The following is a 17,500-nucleotide window of genomic DNA, read 5'->3' on the forward strand; positions in this document are numbered from 1 at the left end:
ATGCCGATGAACCGTGTCGTGCGTCTCGTCAAACGCCCAGCCCCCGGTCTCGTGAGCCCGGACTGTTTCGAGATTCGCGACGAGACGGTGCCCGAGCCCGGCGAGGGCGAGTTCCGTGTCCGCGCGCAATTCGTGTCGCTCGACCCGGCGATGCGCGGTTGGGTCAATGACGGGCGCTCCTATGTGCCGCCGGTGGGACTTGGCGATGTCATGCGCGCCTTTTCCGCCGGAACGGTCGAAGCATCCCGTCACCCGGACTTTCATGAGGGCGATGCGGTCGTTGGCCTGTTCGGGGCGCAAACCCACGCGATTTCCGACGGCAAGGGCGTTCAGCGGGCGGACACGTCGATCGCGCCACTGCAGACATGGATTGGCGGTCTTGGCATGCCGGGGCTGACGGCCTATTTCGGGCTCCTGCGGGTTGCCGAGGCGAAGGAGGGCGACACGGTGGTCGTCTCCGCGGCCTCCGGAGCGGTGGGCTCGATTGTCGGGCAGATCGCCAGGATCAAAGGGTGCCGCGCCGTGGGCATAGCCGGCGGCCCGGAGAAGTGCCGTGCGCTCGTCGAGGAAGACGGCTTCGACACGGCGGTCGACTACAAGGCGGGCAACCTCGCCGGCGATCTTGCCGCCGCCTGCCCGAACGGCATTGACGTTGATTTCGAGAATGTTGGCGGCCCGATCCTGGACGCCGTGCTGCCCCTGATGAACCCGTTCGGCCGGATCGCCGTTTGCGGGCTGATTTCCTCCTATACGGCGACGACCCCGCCGCCCGGGCCGGCAAACCTGCGTTTTCTCCTGACCATGCGGCTGAAGATGCAGGGCTTCATCGTCTTCGATTTCGCGCGTGAGAACCCGATCGCGCTGGCCGACCTCTCCCAGTGGATCGTCCAGGAAAAGCTTCGCTTCCGCGAGGACGTGCGCGATGGCGGCATTGATGCGTTCCCCGAGACGCTGAACCTTCTCTATACGGGCGGAAATTTCGGCAAGCTCAGCCTCAGGGTCTGACGCTGGCTCGGCGGGCGCCATCGTGCTGACAAGAAGGCGCGGCCAAATCGGGTTCGCCGACTATCATTGAGGCGGGGGAGCACGATGCGTCTTATCGGATTTGGCCATACCGGACTTGGCGCCGCCGTGCTGGCGGGCGTGATCAGCGTCTGCATGGGCCTGACGGAGCCCGCCTTCGCCTCCCTCGACAGCTGTGTCGCCGCGATCCGGTCGCAGGCCGTGAAAGCGGGCGTGAGCAGATCGACCGTCGAGGCGGCCTTGCGGGACGTTGCCTATGACGAGAAGGCGGTGCGTTTCTCGACGAGCCAACCCGAGTACAAGACCCCGATCTGGGACTATCTCGCGTTCCTTGTCGATGACGCCCGGATCGAAGACGGACGCGCGATGCTGCGTCGCCACGCGACGACGCTCGCCAATGTCGAGAAGCGATATGGCGTCGATCGCCATATCGTCGTCGCCGTCTGGGGCGTGGAGAGCGATTACGGCCAGTTCCGGGGAGACTTCCACGTCCCGCATGCGCTTGCCAATGTCGCCTGCGCCGGACGCCGTGCAAAGTATTTCCGTTCGGAACTGATAGAGATCCTGAAGATCGTCGATCGCAGGGATGTGCGCCTGTCCGATCTCCAGGGGTCCTGGGCCGGGGCCTTCGGACAGACCCAATTCATGCCGTCCACCTACCGGCGCCTGGCTGTCGACTTCGATGGCGATGGCCGCAAGGACCTCGTCAACTCTGTGCCGGACGCGCTTGCCTCCACCGCCAACTACCTCAAGAAATCCGGATGGGTTACCGGCATGCCCTGGGGCTATGAGGTGAAACTGCCGAAAGGCTACAGCGGCCCTTCGGGACGAAAGAAGCGGGCAAGTGTCACGGCGTGGGGCAAACGCGGTGTGCGTCATCTTGATGGCGGCGACCTGACCGGCGCCGCCGATGCGGGGCTGTTGCTGCCGGCGGGCGCGGAAGGACCTGCATTCCTCGTTTTCAAGAATTTTGACGCGATCTACTCCTACAATGTCGCGGAGAGCTATGCGCTCGCCATTTCGCATCTCGCCGACAGGCTGCGCGGGGCGGGGCCGTTCAAGGTCGATTGGCCCACCGCAGATCCCGGCCTGTCGCGGGCCGAGCGGCTTGAGCTGCAGAAACTGCTGCTGCGCGCCGGATACGACATCGGTGAGGCCGACGGCAGGGTCGGAGCGGCAACACGGGCGGGAATCCGGCAGGCGGAGGCTCGCTTCGGCTTTCCCCAGACCGGTCGTCCCGGTCAGCGGATCTACAAGGCGCTGGGTGGCAGGTAGCAGATTTCTGGTCCGCCGTAGGGCGGACGTTTGCCGGGATCAACTGCCCGGCTTGCCGGGAATCCCCTTGTAGGCATCGGCGCCCCAGATCTTCTTGACCTGCTTGTCGCGGCCGCAGGACCAGCGATAATAGGTGTAGCGGCGCGGCGCGCGCTCATGGAAGTCCTGATGATAGTCTTCTGCCGGGTAGAAGGCTCCCGCCTCCAGGACCGGGGTTACGATCTTCGTGCCGAGCTGGTTTGCCGCGTCCGCCTTCTGTGCCTCGGCCACCCGCTGCTGGCGAGCGTCCAGCGTGAAAATCGCGGTGCGATAGGAGGCACCTCGGTCGCAGAACTGGCCGCCGTCATCTGTCGGGTCGACGCTTCTGAGAAGGGCGGAGACCAGTTCCGCGTAGCCGACTTTGTCCGGGTCGAACCGGATGCGCACCGCCTCGTAATGGCCGGTGTCGCCACCTGTCACCTGCTTGTAGGTCGGGTTCTGTGTATGACCGCCGGTGTAGCCGGAGACCGTCTCGATGACGCCGGGGATCTTGTCGAAATCGGCCTCGACGCACCAGAAGCAGCCACCTGCGAAAATTGCCGTCTCGGCGTCTGCTGCGCGCGCCGCACCTCCTCCTGAAAGCAGAAGCATGAGCGCAAGGACGAGTGGCGCTAACAGTGCGTGGACCCGTCTTTGGCTCCCGGTTGATCCGTGTCCTGAATGTATCTGGGTCTGCATGTCCGCCTCCCGCTTGATGGCCGTGCCTATCCTGAGTTTGGCGCCGTCGGGCTTGCGATCAAGCGCCGCCGACTTCACATCCTCGGGATGTGGAAAGGGATATGAGCTGATTGCCGGGTCATGGGTCATCGGCTACGGTCCGGCAAACGTGCATTCATATGACAAATGGGAGCGCAAGCCTTGCAGACGCACATCACCCACTACGAGGCTGTGATCGATGGCAAGTTGGCCGCCTCGGTCACCGGCGGCCGCATCGAGATGGTCTGTCCGAGCGACGGCCAGATCTTCGCGACTGTCCCGCGTTGCGATGCGGCTGATGTCGGCCGGGCTGTCGTCGCGGCAAGGCGCGCCTTTGACAAGGACGGCTGGCCGGCGACGCCGTCTGTCGAGCGCGGCCGTATCCTGTCGCGGCTATCCTCGTTGATCCGCGAGAATGAGGACGAACTGGCCGCGCTGGAGTCCCGGGACACCGGCAAGCCGCTGCGGCAGGGCCGGGCGGACATTGTCGCTGCCGCGCGCTACTTCGAGTTCTACGGGGGAGCGGCTGACAAGGTGACTGGCGAGACGCTGCCCGTGCAGACCGGTTTTCTGGCCATGACCCTGCGAGAGCCTCACGGCGTTGTCGGCTCGGTGGTGCCATGGAACTATCCGGCGCAGATCATGGCCCGCGTTGCCGGTGCTGCGCTCGCCATGGGGAACACCCTGGTGATGAAGCCGGCAGAGGATGCCTGTCTCTCCGTTGTCAGGATCGCTGAACTGGCGCTTGAGGCAGGTCTCCCAGCCGGCGTCTGGAATGTGGTCACGGGCCTTGGCGAGGAGGCGGGAGCGGCGCTTTCCAATCACCCGGAACTTGATTTCCTTACATTCACGGGCTCGCCCGAGGTCGGAACGCTGATCCAGACCGCGGCGGCCAAGAACCATATCGGTTGCACTCTGGAGCTTGGCGGCAAGTCGCCGCAGATCCTTTTTGCCGATGCGGATCTCGAGGCCGCGCTGCCGGTCGTCCTCAATGCCATCATCCAGAATTGCGGCCAGACCTGCTCCGCCGGCAGCCGGCTTCTCGTCGAGGCCAGTCACCTCGATACGGTCATGGAGCGGTTGCGCCAGAGTTTCCGTGCGCTTGTCAGCGGACCGCATGACCGTGATCTCGATCTCGGGCCGCTGATCAACGCGGCGCAGGCACGCCGTGTTGCAGATTTTGCGGAAGACGCGGCAAAAGCCGGGGTGCCGCTGATTGCGGAAGGGACCGTGGCTCCGGACAGTTCGCAGCACGGCTTCTATGTTCCCGCCCGGGTCTACGGCCCCGTGCCGCTTGATGCGCGTCTTGCGCGCGAGGAGGTCTTCGGTCCGGTCCTCGCGGTCATCCCGTTCCGGGACGAAGCGGAAGCGGTGCAGATCGCCAACGGCACGGAGTACGGGCTGGTGGCCGGCGTGTGGACGCGCGACAGCGCGCGCGCCATGCGCGTCGCCCGGGCGGTGCGTTCGGGCCAGGTCTTCGTCAACGGATATGGCGCGGGCGGCGGCGTGGAACTTCCCTTCGGCGGGTTCAAGAAATCCGGCCACGGCCGCGAAAAGGGATTTGAGGCGCTGCGTGAATTTTCGGCGCTGAAGACCATTGTTGTAAGCCACGGCTGAATTGCCGGGCAGGAGATTGCAAGAGGAGCATCGGGGAATGGCTGGAAGGCTTGAGGGCAAGGTCGCGGTTGTGACCGGCGCGGGATCCGGGTTTGGCGAGGGGATCGCCCGTCGCTTTGCCGAGGAAGGCGCCAGCGTCGTCGTCGCGGACATAAACGGCGAAGCGGCGGAGCGGGTTGCGGCGGATATTGGCCCGGCCGCGCGGGCCGTGCGGGCCGATGTCACGGTCATGGCAGATGTCCAGGACATGTGCGCGGCAGCCCAAGCGTTTGGCGGCCTTGATGTCCTCGTCAACAATGCCGGCTATACCCATCGCAATGGCTCGATGCTGGATATCGACGAGGAGATGTTCGACCGTATCCTGGCCGTGAACGCCAAGGCGATCTACCTCGCGGCCCTCGTTGCCGTTCCGATGATGCGCGCGCGTGGCGGTGGTTCGATCATCAACACGGCATCGACCGCCGGGCTGCGTCCGCGTCCCGGCCTCACCTGGTACAACGCATCCAAGGGCTGGGCGATCACCGCCAGCAAGTCGATGGCGGTGGAACTGGCGCCGGACAATATCCGCGTCAACGCGCTCTGCCCTGTCGCGGGCGAGACGGGCATGCTGCATCTCTTCATGGGGGAGGATACGCCGGAGAAGCGGACGCAATTCCAGGCATCAATCCCGCTCGGTCGGTTGTCGCGACCGGACGACATGGCCGGGGCGGCGCTTTGGCTTGCCTCCGACGAAGCGGCCTTCATCACCGGCGTCGCACTGGAAGTGGACGGCGGCCGCTGCGTTTGAGCGGTGGCCCGCGCCTGTGTCCTGACGTCAGGAGGCAACCGTCCGGTTGCGGCCGCCGTGCTTGGCCTCATAAAGGCGCATGTCCGCGATCCTGAGGGCGGCATGGAGGTTCGCCTCGGTGCCGCTTGACACGCCCACGCTGATCGTCACCGGACCGAGCGACTTCAACTGGCCTCCGGCGCCGGTCAGCCCGGAGAGCTCGGCCCGGACCTTCTCGATGAAGGCCATGCAGTCCGGAGCAGGCAGCCCCGGCAGCAACACGCAGAACTCGTCGCCGCCAAGACGCGCGGGAAAGGCGCGTTGCGGACAGGCGCCGCGCAGGATCGTGCCGAACATCCGGATCAACTCGTCGCCCTGTTCATGGCCGTGGCGGTCATTGACCGACTTGAACGTGTCGATGTCGATTGCGGCGACCGCGATTTCCTCGCCGCCGCGCCGTGTCTTGTCGAACAGCGCATTGCCTTCCGAAAACAGGTGCCGGCGGTTGGAAAGGCCGCTCAACGCGTCGCCGTGCGCCATCGTCGAGAGCGTCTGGATGCGGTCGAGCATGTCGAGGTTCTGTGAAATCCTGAGCATGAATTCTTCTGGCGTGCAGGATTTCGGCAGGAAGTCGTTGGCGCCGGACTTCAGGAAGCGCGCGATGACTTCCGGTCCCGCCTTGCCCGACAGGCCGATCACGGCCAGTTCGTTCATTCCCTGGCGTCCCCGGATGGCGCGGAGGATCTCGAACCCGTCGACGCTCGGCAGGACATAGTCGAGGATCACCAGTCGCAGATTCTCGATCGTGTCGAGCATCGCGATCGCCGTCTCGTGGTTGGGGGCCGTATGCACGCGCAACTGGTAAAGCGACAGGCGGCGGGCGATGACTTCGGTGTCGACCCGGCTGTCGTCGACGACAAGCGCGTCGATATGGCGGTTGGCATAGACCCGCTGCACCAGAGTCGTCAGATAAGTGAGGCTCGCCGGACTGTCCTTCAGGATGTAGTCGACGATGCCCTTGTTGAGCAGGGTGTGGCGGAGGGTCTGGTCGAACCGACCCGAAAACACGATGGTAGGCAGGTCCGCGGCGAGCGTCACGTCGACGATCTCGCCGTCGGGGGCGTCCGGAAGGGTGAGGTCGACCAATGCAACGACCGGATTGAAGTCCGGCCGCGCGAGCAGGGCCTCGGCCTCCGCGCGGTTGGTGGCGGATACCACCTCGAGCCCGTGAATTTCGCTGAGTTGGCGGCGGATGACGCGCTCGAAGAACGAGGCGTCCTCTACAAGCAATACTTGTCCCATATGCCTTCAGTCCAAATCGCGTCCCTGGGACGGGTAGACTTGCGCAACAGGGGTAAAGGAAGCGTTTACCGAATCGCTGTTGGGTTCATGCGGGAAATTGCGGGTCCGGCAGATATCATGGGCGATCGGGAAATCCGGTTCCCTCGTCATGACCCTGGCAGGGCAAGCGGCAACCGCCCGCCCCGCCGGTTTGTCAGCAATGGTCTCAGGCGGGCACCGTCAGCTTTGCCTTGGTGCTTGCCATGACTTCCTCGGCGGTGACGCCGCTGGCCAGCTCGACCAGCGTCAAGCCGTCATCCGTCACGTCGAAGACGCCGAGATTGGTGATGATGCGGTCGACGCAGCGCACGCCGGTCAGCGGAAGGGTGCAGTCCTCGAGCAGCTTCGGGTCGCCGCCTTTCGAGGTATGGTCCATGATCACCACGACGCGCTTGACGCCGGCGACCAGGTCCATCGCGCCGCCCATGCCTTTGACCATCTTGCCCGGGATCATCCAGTTGGCGAGGTCGCCCTTTTCGGAAACTTCCATCGCGCCGAGGATCGACAGGTCGATATGGCCGCCTCGGATCATGCCGAAACTGTCTGCCGAGGAGAAATAGCTCGTCTGAGGCAGTTCGGTAATCGTCTGCTTGCCGGCGTTGATGAGGTCGGGATCGACCTCGTCGTCGGTCGGGAAGGGACCCATGCCGAGCATGCCGTTCTCGGATTGGAGCGTGACGTGCACGCCTTGGGGAATGTAGTTGGAAACCAGCGTCGGAATGCCGATGCCGAGGTTGACGTAGAAACCGTCTTCCAGCTCCTGCGCGGCGCGCTGAGCCATCTCGTCGCGAGTCCAGGCCATGTCTGTTCTCCTTGTCCTCAGGCGGCGCGGGTGGTGCGCTTCTCGATCCGCTTCTCGTGCTGGCCGAGAATGATGCGGTCGACGAAGATGCCGGGCGTGTGGATGTTGTCCGGATCGAGCTCGCCGATCTCGACAATCTCCTCGACCTCGACCAGCGTCTTGCGGCCGGCCGTCGCCATCATCGGATTGAAGTTGCGGGCGGTCTTCCGGTAGATCAGGTTGCCTTCCTTGTCCGCCTTCCACGCCTTGACCAGGGAAACGTCGGCGACGAGGCCGGTTTCCATGATGTAGGTCTCGCCGTTGAAATCCTTGTGCTCCTTGCCCTCGGCGATCAGCGTGCCGACGCCCGTCTTGGTGTAGAAGCCGGGGATGCCGGCGCCGCCGGCGCGAATGCGCTCGGCAAGCGTCCCTTGCGGGTTGAACTCAAGCTGCAGCTCGCCGTTGAGATACTGCCGTTCGAACGTCGCGTTCTCGCCGACATAGGACGAGATCATCTTGCTGATCTGGCGTGTCTGGAGGAGAAGGCCGAGACCGAAATCGTCGACGCCGGCATTGTTCGATATTGCGGTGATATCCTTGGCGCCGCTGTCGCGAAGGGCTGCGATCAGGTTCTCGGGAATGCCGCAAAGGCCGAAGCCGCCGGCCATCACAACCATTCCGTCGAACGTCAGCCCCTCAAGCGCGGCGGCCGCGTCGGGGTAGATTTTACTCATGGGCATCTCCTCGCATCAGCGTCTCCATGCAATCGGTTGCATCCGCCGGCCGCTTGGGTTTCGGGCACAGGCCCGCCTGGCAATATGAACCGTTCGTCAGGCGACCTGTGATAGCGTCCTTGCGATATCTTCTCAAGCGCGATGCGTCACGCGAGGCTTTTCGCGCGTGCGGACCTTGAACCCGCGCGCCAGACCTCCTATCCCGGTATGCAAGCAGGGGGACGGGCGTTCGAGGCAGTCCGGCGCACGATTGCATGTGCCGTTCGCGATTGCCTCCGGCTCCTTGCGCAGATCGCCGAAACCACCAGCGCCGAACCGGACTGCATCATGAAGCGCCTCCTGGCGAGCCTGATCATACTGCTCGTTCTCGTCACAGCCGCCGGTATCGCGGGGTTTGCGCTGGTATCGAGCGACCGTGCACGCCTGCGCGTGGAAAGCGAACTGGCGGACTGGCTCGATGTGTCGGTTCGGGTGGGCGAGGCGCCGCGCGCCACCATCGCCTCCGGACCAGGGCTCGTGTTGCGCGACGTGCGTCTGCAAAGCCTGGACGGTGCGTGGTTGGTCGAGGCGGAGCGGATCGACATTCAGGTCGATGTTTCCGCGCTCCTCCTGGGCGAGGTCCGCATGTCGGCCATGGCCGTTTCGGGTGCGCGTATCCGTGTGGCCTCGGCCACGGCGCCAGCACGCCTTGCGGATGCCGGTCGGCTCGGCGCGGAGTTCCGGCGCCTCCTTCAGCACCCGGTCTCCCTGTCCGGCGGCACCGTGTTCTTCGGCGAGGAGAAACGCCCGCGCTGGCGGGAGGTGGCCCTGCGCGCCGCACCCAATGATCCCGGTGCGACGATCCGCGGCTCGCTGACGGCCATGGACCAGGCAGTAGAGTTCGGGGTGAGCCTCGCCGACAAGGCGATCCTGGCGGGAGAGGGAAGCGGACGCGTTTCCGTTTCGATTGCCGCCCCGCTTGCATCGCTGCGTATCGACGGCGAGGTCCGTCCTGCCGGGTCGGGGCGCATCGAGGGAGCGATCGAGTTCTCGGCCAGCGACCTGCGGGGGCTGGCGGCCCGTTTCGGCAGGGAGCTCGCGGGCGATGCAGCGTTCGGCGCCGCCCGGTTGACGGGCACGGGCACCGTTTCGCTCACGGCGATCAATCTCGACACGGCAAGGCTGGAACTCGACGGCAATGTCGGGGAGGGGCGTCTCGGCCTGGATGCGGGCGGCGGGCGGGCGCGCATGGACGGAACGCTGGCCTTCGAGCGCTTCGACATGTCCGTCTATGCCAGGGAGTTCGGAGAGTTGCTGGGCATTGCCGCGCCCGGTGCGCCGGGCGGCGCCTGGCGCCAGTGGCCGCTGCGGGACGTCTTGAGCCAGTTCGATCTGGATCTGCGCCTCTCGGCCACGCAGTTGGTCTTGGGACCGCTCTCGGGCGGTCCGGGAGGCTTGTCGTTGCGACTGCGCGACGGCGACCTCTCGCTTGACCTGAGCGAGACGGCGGTCGCCGGGGGCACGGTCGAGCTGGCCGGCCGGCTCAAGCCGGACCAGGAGAGCGGTTTTCTCGATTTTTCGATGAAGATGATCGCCGCCAATCTGTCGGCCGAGGCGCTGCCGCGTTCTGAAACCCTGCCGGAAATTCTTTCCGGCAGGGTGGGCGGGCGGCTTGACCGTGTGGGCCGGGGCATGAACGTCGAGGAGGTGCTGGCTTCGGCCAGCACCACGGCAAGTCTGTCGCTGTCCGGTGCCCGCTTCGCGGGCGCCGAACCGACCTCAGTGTTCCAGCGTCTGACCGGGAACGGCGATGCGCCGGTGTCCGGCTCCGGGGTGTTCGAGAAGATAGATGTCCAGGGAGAGGTCGGCGAGGCCGCCATGCGTGTTGACCAGGTGACGGCGGAAACCGCCGACCACGTGCTGACGGCCAGCGGTCGCGTGTCGTTGCCGGACATGGCCCTGTCACTGCGCGGCCACCTGATGAAGCAGCCGGTCGAGAACCCTGGCGAGGCGGTGCAGGTTGACGGCTCCCAAACGCCTGGCCGCGAAGAAGGAGATCCGCGAACGCCGGTGCTACTGCGGGGCACCCTCACTGCGCCACGTCTTCTTCCCGACCTGATACGCAACGACGACGCCTCCCGCCGTTGATCTTTCCCCCGGGCCGCTAGGTGCGGAACGTCGCTGCGAAAGGCTTCGCCTTGTTGCGCAAACGCGATATGAAGACAGGAGAGCCGCGACCGCCGCGGGCTGGCAGCGATTTCAAGAAGGTGGGGGCCTTTGCTGCGCTTCTTGTCGACAGTGCTGAAGATCGGTCTGGTTTCGCTGATCACGGGTGCCGTGCTTGCGGAATTCGATGTGTCCGCGGCCGACCTGCTCGCGGGTGCGGGGCTGACGCCGGAGGAGCTTGCCGACTATGCGGTCCGCACCTGGCGATGGGCGCTTCCCAACATCATTCTCGGTTCGATGATCGTGCTGCCGGTCTGGCTGGTGATCTACCTCTTCCGCCCGCCGCGCGGCTGACCAACCTCTCGATGGCGACAAGGCCGTCGTTTCAAAGCTGGGCTTCCGCCTGACGCATGTCGCGGGCCCTGGCCGCCTCCTGGCGTCTGGTGATGATCGAGGCGAAGACGACCACGACGGTGACCAGCCCGACAAGGATGGTACATACCGCGTTGATCTCCGGCGTCACACCCAGACGCACCTGCGAATAGATCTTCATCGGAAGGGTGGTTGCCTCCGGCCCGGTGGTGAAACTGGCGATGACGAGGTCGTCGAGCGACAGGGTGAAGGCCAGCATCCAGCCGGCAACGACGCCGGGCAGGATGATCGGCAGGGTGACGGCGAAAAAGGTACGGAACGGCGGGCAGCCGAGGTCCTGTGCCGCCTCTTCCAGCGACCGGTCGAAACCCGCCAACCGCGACTGCACGACGACGGCGACGTAGCACATGGCAAAAGTCGTGTGGGCGATGATGATCGTCCAGAAGCCGCGCGCCTGGTCGACCGCGACGAAGAGCAGCAGCAGCGACAGGCCGAGGATCACTTCCGGCATGACCAGTGGCGCATAGACCATGCCGGAAAAAAGCGTGCGGCCGAGGAAGCGGCCCGACCGGGCAAGCACCATGGCGGCCAGCGTGCCGAACACCGTGGCGATCGTGGCGGAGAAAAAGGCGACGCGCGCCGTTACCCAGGCAGCGTCGAGGAGCTGCTGGTTGTCGAGAAGCCCGGCATACCAGCGCGTCGAGAACCCGCCCCAGACCGTGACCAGGCGCGATTCATTGAAGGAATAGACGACGAGCAGGACGATCGGCAGGTAGAGGAACGCAAAGCCCAGTACCAGCGATGTCACGTTGAACCAGCTAGGACCCTGGCGCATCAGAGCGTGCCTCCCGGTGTTGCGGCCGTCATGTCCGTCACAGGCCTCTCTCCGCCGCCTTCTGCTGCTGGTTCTGGAAGAGCACGATCGGCACCACCAGGATCAGCAGCAGGATCACCGCGACGGCGGAGGAAACCGGCCAGTCGCGATTGTTGAAGAACTCGGTCCACAGCGTCTTGCCGATCATCAGCGTTTCCGACCCGCCAAGCAGATCGGGAATGACGAATTCGCCGACGGCAGGGATGAAGACGAGAAAGCAGCCGGCCAGAACTCCCGGTAGGGCAAGCGGCACGGTGATCGACCAGAAACTGCGCCACGGAGGACAGCCAAGATCCGCTGCCGCTTCCAGCAGGCTCGTGTCGAGTTTCTCCAGGTTGGCGTAGAGCGGCAATACGAGGAAGGGCAGGTAGGAATAGACGATGCCGATATAGACGGCGATGTTGGTGTTGAGGATCGTCAGCGGCTGATCGATCAGTCCCAGGGAAAGCAGCAACTGGTTGAGCAGCCCCTCGTTCTTGAGGATGCCGATCCACGCATAGACGCGGATCAGGAAGCTGGTCCAGAACGGCAGGATGACCAGCATCAACAGCGTGGCGCGCCATTCCTTCGGAGCCCGCGCCATGCCGTAGGCCAGCGGAAACCCGACGATCAGCGTGATCAGTGTGGAGATTGCGGCGATGGAGACGCTGGACAGGTAGGATTTCCAGTAAAGGTCGTCCTCCGTCAGCCAGACATAATTGTCGAAGGAGAAGGCCCCGAGCATTTCGGTGAACCCCTCCCAGCCCGCTGCGGGGTCGAAATTCGGAATATAGGGCGGGATCGCCACCGCGATTTCCGACAGCGATATCTTGAAGACGATGAAGAAGGGCGCGAGGAAGAAGACCAGCAGCCAGGCATAGGGGATGGCGATCAGCAGCCATCCGCCCACGCTGCGTCGGGGCTTTGCCTGTGGCGCGGCAGCCGTCTCGCTCATCCCGCTCTCCCCTCATTCCCTCTTGCGCGGATCGTGCCGCCGCGCCGGTCAGGTTTCATCACCGGGTCAACACGACACCCGCGTCCGCATCCCATGAAAGCCACACCTCGTCGTCCCAGCTCATCGGTCGCTCCACGACCCGCGAGCGGTTGGCGACCGTCGCGCGGACGGTTTCCTCGTTGGCGATATGCGTATGATAGATCGAGACGTCGCCGAGATAGGCGATGTCCCAGACCTCGCCCTTCAGGGCGTTGACCCGGCTTTCCGGTTCCTCGAAGGAGATGCGCACCTTTTCCGGGCGGATGGCGAACCAGACCGTGTCGCCGATATTCGCATCGACCGCCTGCGATATCTTGATGTCGCAACCGAAGACGGGCGCGTGCAGGCTGGAGACGTCGCCCTCGCGCGCCGTCAGCTTGCATTCCATCAGGTTGATGTCGCCGATGAAGTCGGCGACGAAGCGGGAGTTCGGCAACTCGTAGATCTCCGCCGGTGTCGCGATCTGGACGATGCGGCCCTTGTCCATCACCGCGATCCGGTCGGCCATCGTCATGGCCTCCTCCTGGTCGTGGGTGACGATCAGGAAGGTCATGCCGAGTTCGTATTGCAGATCGGTCAGCTCGAACTGGGTCTCTTCACGGAGCTTGCGGTCAAGCGCCCCGAGCGGTTCATCGAGCAGCAGCACCTTCGGCTTCTTGGCAAGCGAGCGGGCCAGCGCGACGCGCTGCCGCTGACCGCCGGACAGCTGATGCGGCTTGCGCCTGGCGAAGTCCTGCAGCTTGACCAGCTTCAGCATTTCCTCGACGCGTTCGCCGATCTCCGCCTTCGGCATGCCTTCCTGCTTCAGGCCGAAGGCGACGTTCGCCTCCACGCTCATATGCGGGAACAACGCATAGGACTGGAACATCATGTTGACCGGCCGCTTGTAGGGCGGCACGCCGGCAAGGTTCTGTCCGTCCAGGAAGATTTCGCCTGCATTCGGGGTCTCGAAGCCGGCAAGCATGCGCATCATCGTCGTCTTGCCGCAGCCGGATCCGCCGAGCAGGGCGAAGAACTCGCGTTCGTAGATTTTCAGGCTAAGGTCGTCGACCGCGATGAAATCTCCGAACGTCTTGGTAACGTTTCGAAATTCGATGTAGGGTCGCGCTTGCGGGTCATCCCAGGGTGCGAAGTCGCGGCGCACCGGTCCGATCGGTTTTTTTGCCAAGATCTGCCCCCTGTCTCGTTCGACGGGTCCGGTCCGGCCGCGTGTCGCGGCCGGACCGTGCCGGCCATGTTACTGACCGGTTTTGACCTTGGTCCATTCGCGCGTGCGCGACCGCATCGCCTTGGGCGACTTGGTCGTGGTGCTGAACAGCTTCTCGACCGTTTCCTCGGTCGGATAGATGGCCGGATCCTCCAGCACTTCCTTGTCGACGAAGGCTTGGCTCGCCTTGTTGCCATTGGCGTAGAAGACGTAGTTGGTGGCCTTGGCGACGACCTCCGGCTTCATGATGAAGTTGAGGAAGGCGTGCGCTTCGTCCACATGCGGCGCATCGGCGGGGATCGCCATGTTGTCGAACCACATCATCGCGCCTTCCTTGGGAATGACATAGGCGACGGTGACGCCATTGTCGGCCTCGGAGGCACGGTCACGCGCCTGCAGCACGTCGCCCGACCAGCCAACGGCGAGGCAGATGTCGCCATTGGCGAGCGCGTTGATATATTCGGATGAGTGGAACTTCTGGATATAGGGCCGAATGGACAGCAGCAGCTCCGACGCCTTCTCGAAATCTTCCGGATTGCTGCTGTCCGGGTCGAGACCGAGATAGTTGAGCGCGGCGGGGAAGATTTCGTCCGCCGTGTCGAGCAGATGGACGCCGCAATCGGCGAATTTCGAGATGACTTCCGGCTTGAAGATCATGTCCCAGCTGTCGAGTGGCGCGTCGGGCATGCGCTCCTTGATCTTCTCGACATTGTAGCCGAAGCCGGTGGTGCCCCACATGTAGTTGATGGCGTGCTCGTTGCCCGGGTCGAATTTCTCGATGCGGCCCATGATCTGCGGCCACATGTTTTCAAGGTTCGGCAGCTTCGACTTGTCCAGCTTCTGGAACACGCCGGCCTGGATCTGGCGGCCGAGGAACGTGCCGGTCGGGACGACGACGTCATAGCCGGTGCCGCCGGCCAGAAGCTTGGTCTCCAGCATCTCGTTGCTGTCGAAGACGTCGTAGACGACCTTGATGCCGGTTTCCTTGGTGAATTCCTCAAGCACGGACTCGTCGATATAGTCCGACCAGTTGAAGACCCGCACGGTGCGCTCCTGCGCGGCAAGCCCGGTTGCGGCGACCGCACCGATCAGCGCGACGCTTGCAAATAGAAACTTCTTCATGTGTCCCTCCGTCTGGCCCTGTCCTGGCGCGTCATCTTGCGCGCCGTGTTTTCGATTGTCTTGTCTTGTTGCAGCAAAACAGTGTGCTGCGGGAACTGGTGTTTCCGGACGCGCCGTCCGCGTCATGGCAATCTGTCGCCAGCCTAGAAGCGATGGCCCGTCGCCTCAAGGGGAGGCGGGTTCTGCTCTTGCGAGAATTTCCCCGTAGTGCCAGACGCTTCTTCCGGTGTCGCGGCAATTGGCCTTTTGTTTCCCAACTTGTCGGCTCACAGATATGTCTGGCGCTCCAGGGTCGAAATCTCGCGCCCGAATGCGAAGAGCTCGTGACGCTTGATGTCGACCAGCACCTTGTGCATTTCCTCGCCGACGGCATCCTGCATGTGTTTCGAGGCGGCGAAGGCGTCGATCGCCTCGTCCATCCATGGCGTCAGGCGAGGCGCGGTCTTCTCGTAGGCGTTGCCCTCCACTGGCGGTGGCGGGGCTGTCTCGCCGGCCACGCCCTGCAGCATGCCTGCCAGCACGCCCGTCAGCACCAGGTAGGGATTGGCGTCGGCGCCGGCGATGCGGTGTTCGATGCGGGCCGAGGCCGGCGTTCCGGCGGGAACCCGCAGCGCCACGGAGCGGTTGTCGAACCCCCAGCAGATCGAGGTCGGCGCATAGGAGCCGGGCTGCATGCGGCGGAAACCGTTGAAGGTCGAGACGAAAAGAAGATGCGCCTCGGGCATGGTGTCGAGCAGGCCCTTGATGGCATAGCCGAGCCGTGCCTCGCCCGTGTCCGGGTCGGCGAAGATATTGCCCGAGCCGTCTTCCATCGAGACATGCACATGCATGCCGTTGCCCGGCCATTCGACGAAGGGCTTGGCCATGAACGAGGCCTTGAGATTGTGCTTGCGGGCGACGCCGGCAACGAGCCGGCGCAGCAGCACGGCATCGTCGGCGGCGCGCAACGGATCGCGCTGGTAGTGCAGGTTGAGCTCGAACTGCCCGGGCGCCGCCTCGGAGACGGCGGCATCTGCGGGAATGTCCTGCGCGTCGGCGGAGCGGCGGATCTCGTCGACCAGCGGCATGAAGGCCTCAAGGTCGGACAAGGCATACATGTTCTGGCGCGCGGGCCCCAGATGGGTCGAGAAGACCGGCGTCGGCGCGCCGCTCCAGTCGCCGTCGTCCTGGTCCTCGAACAGATAGAACTCGAGCTCGAACGCGGCCGTCGCGCTCAACCCGTGTTCGCCAAGCCGAGAGGACATGCGCGAGAGCACATGACGCGGGTCGCACATGAAAGCGCCGCCCTGCCGGTCATGCATGGACAGTAGCACCTGCGCCGTCGGACGCTCCGCCCAGGGGACCGAGCGCAGCGATCCGGGCACCGGCCAGCACACGCCGTCCTTGTCGCCGGTTTCGATATGCATGCCGGTTTCCTCGACCTCGCGGCCCCACACGTCGAGGCCGAAGAGGGAGAAGGGCAGCGCGACACCGCTTTCGAAGACCTTGCGCAGCGCGCTTCCGGGCAACCATTTGCCGCGCAGGACGCCGTTGCTGTCGGGCAGGATCACCTCGAGCGTGTCGAGGTCGGGATGCTCGGCCTCGAAGCGGGCGACCTCCTCCTGCCAGTCGTCTCCGCCGGCCGGGCGCTGCCAGGCCGAGCGATGGGTCTGCAACATGAAGTCCTCCGGTTGGGGTGGCGGATCGGCCAGGATGGACCGATTGCCGGATTGGTAAAAATGTGATCACGTAGCGGCAAGACTGTCAAGCAAGCCGGCCGAGGGGTCGGCTATCAGGGTTCTGGAACATGGCGGAGCCACTGTCGGGCCGGGCGGGCGTCCCTGCGACGCATGGGCGCGGCGAGCGTGTCACCGGGGATGAAGTGCCGCCGCGTGGCTCGGTTCGCGGCAGCGTGGAACGGGCCGTGCGCGAGGCGCTACTCACCGGGCGCTTCGTTCCGGGGCGCGCGGTGACCTTGCGGGGGCTGGCGCAGGAACTCGGCGTCAGCCCGATGCCCGTGCGCGAGGCCGTGCGTGCGCTGTCAGCGGGAAACGCTCTCGATATCCGCCCCAATGGCCGCATCCAGGTGCCGACAATGACCCGCCCGCGCCTGGAGGAAATCCTCAAGGCGCGGCTTCTTCTCGAGCCTGAACTCGCCGGACTGGCCGCGCCGGGGCTGAACCGCGCGGACGCCGCCGGGCTCGCAGAGATCGATGACAGGATAGATGCAAGCCTCGATGGGGGCGACGCGGAGACCTACATGCGGCTCAACCATGCCTTCCACTTCCGGATCTATCGTGCGGCCGGATCGCAGGTGTTGTTGCCGCTTGTGGAAACTCTCTGGTTGCAGTTCGCCCCCTTCATGCGCACCGTCTACGGAAGGGTCGGCACGTCCGCGCTGGTGGATCATCACAAGGAGGCGGTCGATGCGATCCGTGCGGCTGATGCCCGGGCACTGCGGGACGCGGTCGCCGCCGATATTCGCTGCGGCATGGACCTGCTCGTCGAGGGCTTTCCGGCGCCGGGGTGACGGAAAGCGAATTGCCGTTTATAAAT

16 protein-coding genes are annotated in these 17,500 nt (G+C 64.6%); 7 read left to right on the forward strand and 9 right to left on the reverse strand.

What is annotated here, in order from left to right:
• Both RBB46_RS00865 and RBB46_RS00870 read left to right on the forward strand, forming a co-directional pair.
• Entirely contained in the window at window positions 1-1,005 is a 1,005-nt protein-coding gene (locus RBB46_RS00865) for an NADP-dependent oxidoreductase (RefSeq protein WP_306026941.1), read from the forward strand.
• 84 nt (window positions 1,006-1,089) lie between these two features.
• Window positions 1,090-2,298: a lytic murein transglycosylase gene (locus RBB46_RS00870; protein ID WP_306026942.1), complete on the forward strand. Its 1,209-nt coding sequence runs from the start codon at window positions 1,090-1,092 to the stop codon at window positions 2,296-2,298.
• Window positions 2,299-2,337: 39 nt separating this feature from the next.
• Here RBB46_RS00870 and msrA read toward each other — a convergent pair whose 3' ends face one another.
• Entirely contained in the window at window positions 2,338-2,928 is a 591-nt protein-coding gene (gene msrA, locus RBB46_RS00875) for a peptide-methionine (S)-S-oxide reductase MsrA (protein WP_306026943.1), read from the reverse strand.
• Between the two features lie 267 nt (window positions 2,929-3,195).
• On the opposite strand from msrA, the gene RBB46_RS00880 reads away from it, so the two are divergent.
• Both RBB46_RS00880 and RBB46_RS00885 read left to right on the forward strand, forming a co-directional pair.
• Window positions 3,196-4,650: an aldehyde dehydrogenase family protein gene (locus RBB46_RS00880; RefSeq protein WP_306026944.1), complete on the forward strand. Its 1,455-nt coding sequence runs from the start codon at window positions 3,196-3,198 to the stop codon at window positions 4,648-4,650.
• 37 nt (window positions 4,651-4,687) lie between these two features.
• On the forward strand, window positions 4,688-5,437 hold the full coding sequence (locus tag RBB46_RS00885; protein ID WP_306026945.1) for an SDR family oxidoreductase: 750 nt from the start codon (window positions 4,688-4,690) through the stop codon (window positions 5,435-5,437).
• A 27-nt stretch (window positions 5,438-5,464) separates the two neighbouring features.
• On the opposite strand, the gene RBB46_RS00890 is transcribed toward RBB46_RS00885, so the two are convergent.
• The 3 genes from RBB46_RS00890 to RBB46_RS00900 all read right to left on the reverse strand — a co-directional run bounded on the left by RBB46_RS00890 (window position 5,465) and on the right by RBB46_RS00900 (window position 8,272).
• On the reverse strand, window positions 5,465-6,718 hold the full coding sequence (locus tag RBB46_RS00890) for a diguanylate cyclase (RefSeq protein ID WP_306026946.1): 1,254 nt from the start codon (window positions 6,716-6,718) through the stop codon (window positions 5,465-5,467).
• A 205-nt stretch (window positions 6,719-6,923) separates the two neighbouring features.
• Window positions 6,924-7,559: a CoA transferase subunit B gene (locus RBB46_RS00895; protein WP_306026947.1), complete on the reverse strand. Its 636-nt coding sequence runs from the start codon at window positions 7,557-7,559 to the stop codon at window positions 6,924-6,926.
• 17 nt (window positions 7,560-7,576) lie between these two features.
• Window positions 7,577-8,272, reverse strand: a complete 696-nt coding sequence (locus RBB46_RS00900) for a CoA transferase subunit A (RefSeq protein WP_306026948.1) — start codon at window positions 8,270-8,272, stop codon at window positions 7,577-7,579.
• A 327-nt stretch (window positions 8,273-8,599) separates the two neighbouring features.
• On the opposite strand from RBB46_RS00900, the gene RBB46_RS00905 reads away from it, so the two are divergent.
• Both RBB46_RS00905 and RBB46_RS00910 read left to right on the forward strand, forming a co-directional pair.
• Complete coding sequence (locus RBB46_RS00905; protein ID WP_306026949.1) at window positions 8,600-10,399, forward strand: AsmA-like C-terminal region-containing protein; 1,800 nt, start codon at window positions 8,600-8,602, stop codon at window positions 10,397-10,399.
• 129 nt (window positions 10,400-10,528) lie between these two features.
• Window positions 10,529-10,771, forward strand: coding sequence for a DUF6460 domain-containing protein (locus RBB46_RS00910; RefSeq protein ID WP_306026950.1), 243 nt, complete (start codon window positions 10,529-10,531; stop codon window positions 10,769-10,771).
• A gap of 31 nt (window positions 10,772-10,802) precedes the next feature.
• Here RBB46_RS00910 and RBB46_RS00915 read toward each other — a convergent pair whose 3' ends face one another.
• The 5 genes from RBB46_RS00915 to RBB46_RS00935 all read right to left on the reverse strand — a co-directional run bounded on the left by RBB46_RS00915 (window position 10,803) and on the right by RBB46_RS00935 (window position 16,623).
• Complete coding sequence (locus RBB46_RS00915; protein WP_306026951.1) at window positions 10,803-11,624, reverse strand: ABC transporter permease; 822 nt, start codon at window positions 11,622-11,624, stop codon at window positions 10,803-10,805.
• Between the two features lie 37 nt (window positions 11,625-11,661).
• A complete protein-coding gene (locus RBB46_RS00920; protein ID WP_306026953.1) occupies window positions 11,662-12,597 on the reverse strand; it encodes an ABC transporter permease subunit in 936 nt (311 codons plus the stop codon).
• 58 nt (window positions 12,598-12,655) lie between these two features.
• The gene (locus RBB46_RS00925) at window positions 12,656-13,804 is read right to left on the reverse strand and encodes an ABC transporter ATP-binding protein (protein ID WP_306026954.1); all 1,149 of its coding nucleotides are present in this window, start codon (window positions 13,802-13,804) and stop codon (window positions 12,656-12,658) included.
• A 69-nt stretch (window positions 13,805-13,873) separates the two neighbouring features.
• Window positions 13,874-14,965: a polyamine ABC transporter substrate-binding protein gene (locus RBB46_RS00930; protein ID WP_306026955.1), complete on the reverse strand. Its 1,092-nt coding sequence runs from the start codon at window positions 14,963-14,965 to the stop codon at window positions 13,874-13,876.
• 266 nt (window positions 14,966-15,231) lie between these two features.
• A complete protein-coding gene (locus tag RBB46_RS00935) occupies window positions 15,232-16,623 on the reverse strand; it encodes a glutamine synthetase family protein (RefSeq protein ID WP_306026956.1) in 1,392 nt (463 codons plus the stop codon).
• A 128-nt stretch (window positions 16,624-16,751) separates the two neighbouring features.
• Between RBB46_RS00935 and RBB46_RS00940 the strand changes: the two genes are divergently transcribed.
• Window positions 16,752-17,474: a GntR family transcriptional regulator gene (locus RBB46_RS00940; protein WP_306026958.1), complete on the forward strand. Its 723-nt coding sequence runs from the start codon at window positions 16,752-16,754 to the stop codon at window positions 17,472-17,474.
• The last annotated feature ends 26 nt before the right edge of the window (window positions 17,475-17,500 follow it).

The sequence above is a fragment of the Stappia sp. MMSF_3263 genome (assembly GCF_030733745.1).
Lineage (GTDB): Bacteria > Pseudomonadota > Alphaproteobacteria > Rhizobiales > Stappiaceae > Stappia.

What these genes read in the sequence shown, in the direction of transcription:
- RBB46_RS00935 (WP_306026956.1), bottom strand. Translation starts at nt 16,623, where the DNA reads ATGTTGCAGACCCATCGCTCGGCCTGGCAGCGCCCGGCCGGCGGAGAC.
- RBB46_RS00865 (WP_306026941.1), top strand. Translation starts at nt 1, where the DNA reads ATGCCGATGAACCGTGTCGTGCGTCTCGTCAAACGCCCAGCCCCCGGT.
- RBB46_RS00905 (WP_306026949.1), top strand. Translation starts at nt 8,600, where the DNA reads ATGAAGCGCCTCCTGGCGAGCCTGATCATACTGCTCGTTCTCGTCACA.
- RBB46_RS00915 (WP_306026951.1), bottom strand. Translation starts at nt 11,624, where the DNA reads ATGCGCCAGGGTCCTAGCTGGTTCAACGTGACATCGCTGGTACTGGGC.
- RBB46_RS00885 (WP_306026945.1), top strand. Translation starts at nt 4,688, where the DNA reads ATGGCTGGAAGGCTTGAGGGCAAGGTCGCGGTTGTGACCGGCGCGGGA.
- RBB46_RS00870 (WP_306026942.1), top strand. Translation starts at nt 1,090, where the DNA reads ATGCGTCTTATCGGATTTGGCCATACCGGACTTGGCGCCGCCGTGCTG.
- RBB46_RS00920 (WP_306026953.1), bottom strand. Translation starts at nt 12,597, where the DNA reads ATGAGCGAGACGGCTGCCGCGCCACAGGCAAAGCCCCGACGCAGCGTG.
- RBB46_RS00890 (WP_306026946.1), bottom strand. Translation starts at nt 6,718, where the DNA reads ATGGGACAAGTATTGCTTGTAGAGGACGCCTCGTTCTTCGAGCGCGTC.
- RBB46_RS00930 (WP_306026955.1), bottom strand. Translation starts at nt 14,965, where the DNA reads ATGAAGAAGTTTCTATTTGCAAGCGTCGCGCTGATCGGTGCGGTCGCC.
- RBB46_RS00940 (WP_306026958.1), top strand. Translation starts at nt 16,752, where the DNA reads ATGGCGGAGCCACTGTCGGGCCGGGCGGGCGTCCCTGCGACGCATGGG.
- RBB46_RS00895 (WP_306026947.1), bottom strand. Translation starts at nt 7,559, where the DNA reads ATGGCCTGGACTCGCGACGAGATGGCTCAGCGCGCCGCGCAGGAGCTG.
- msrA (WP_306026943.1), bottom strand. Translation starts at nt 2,928, where the DNA reads ATGCTTCTGCTTTCAGGAGGAGGTGCGGCGCGCGCAGCAGACGCCGAG.
- RBB46_RS00900 (WP_306026948.1), bottom strand. Translation starts at nt 8,272, where the DNA reads ATGAGTAAAATCTACCCCGACGCGGCCGCCGCGCTTGAGGGGCTGACG.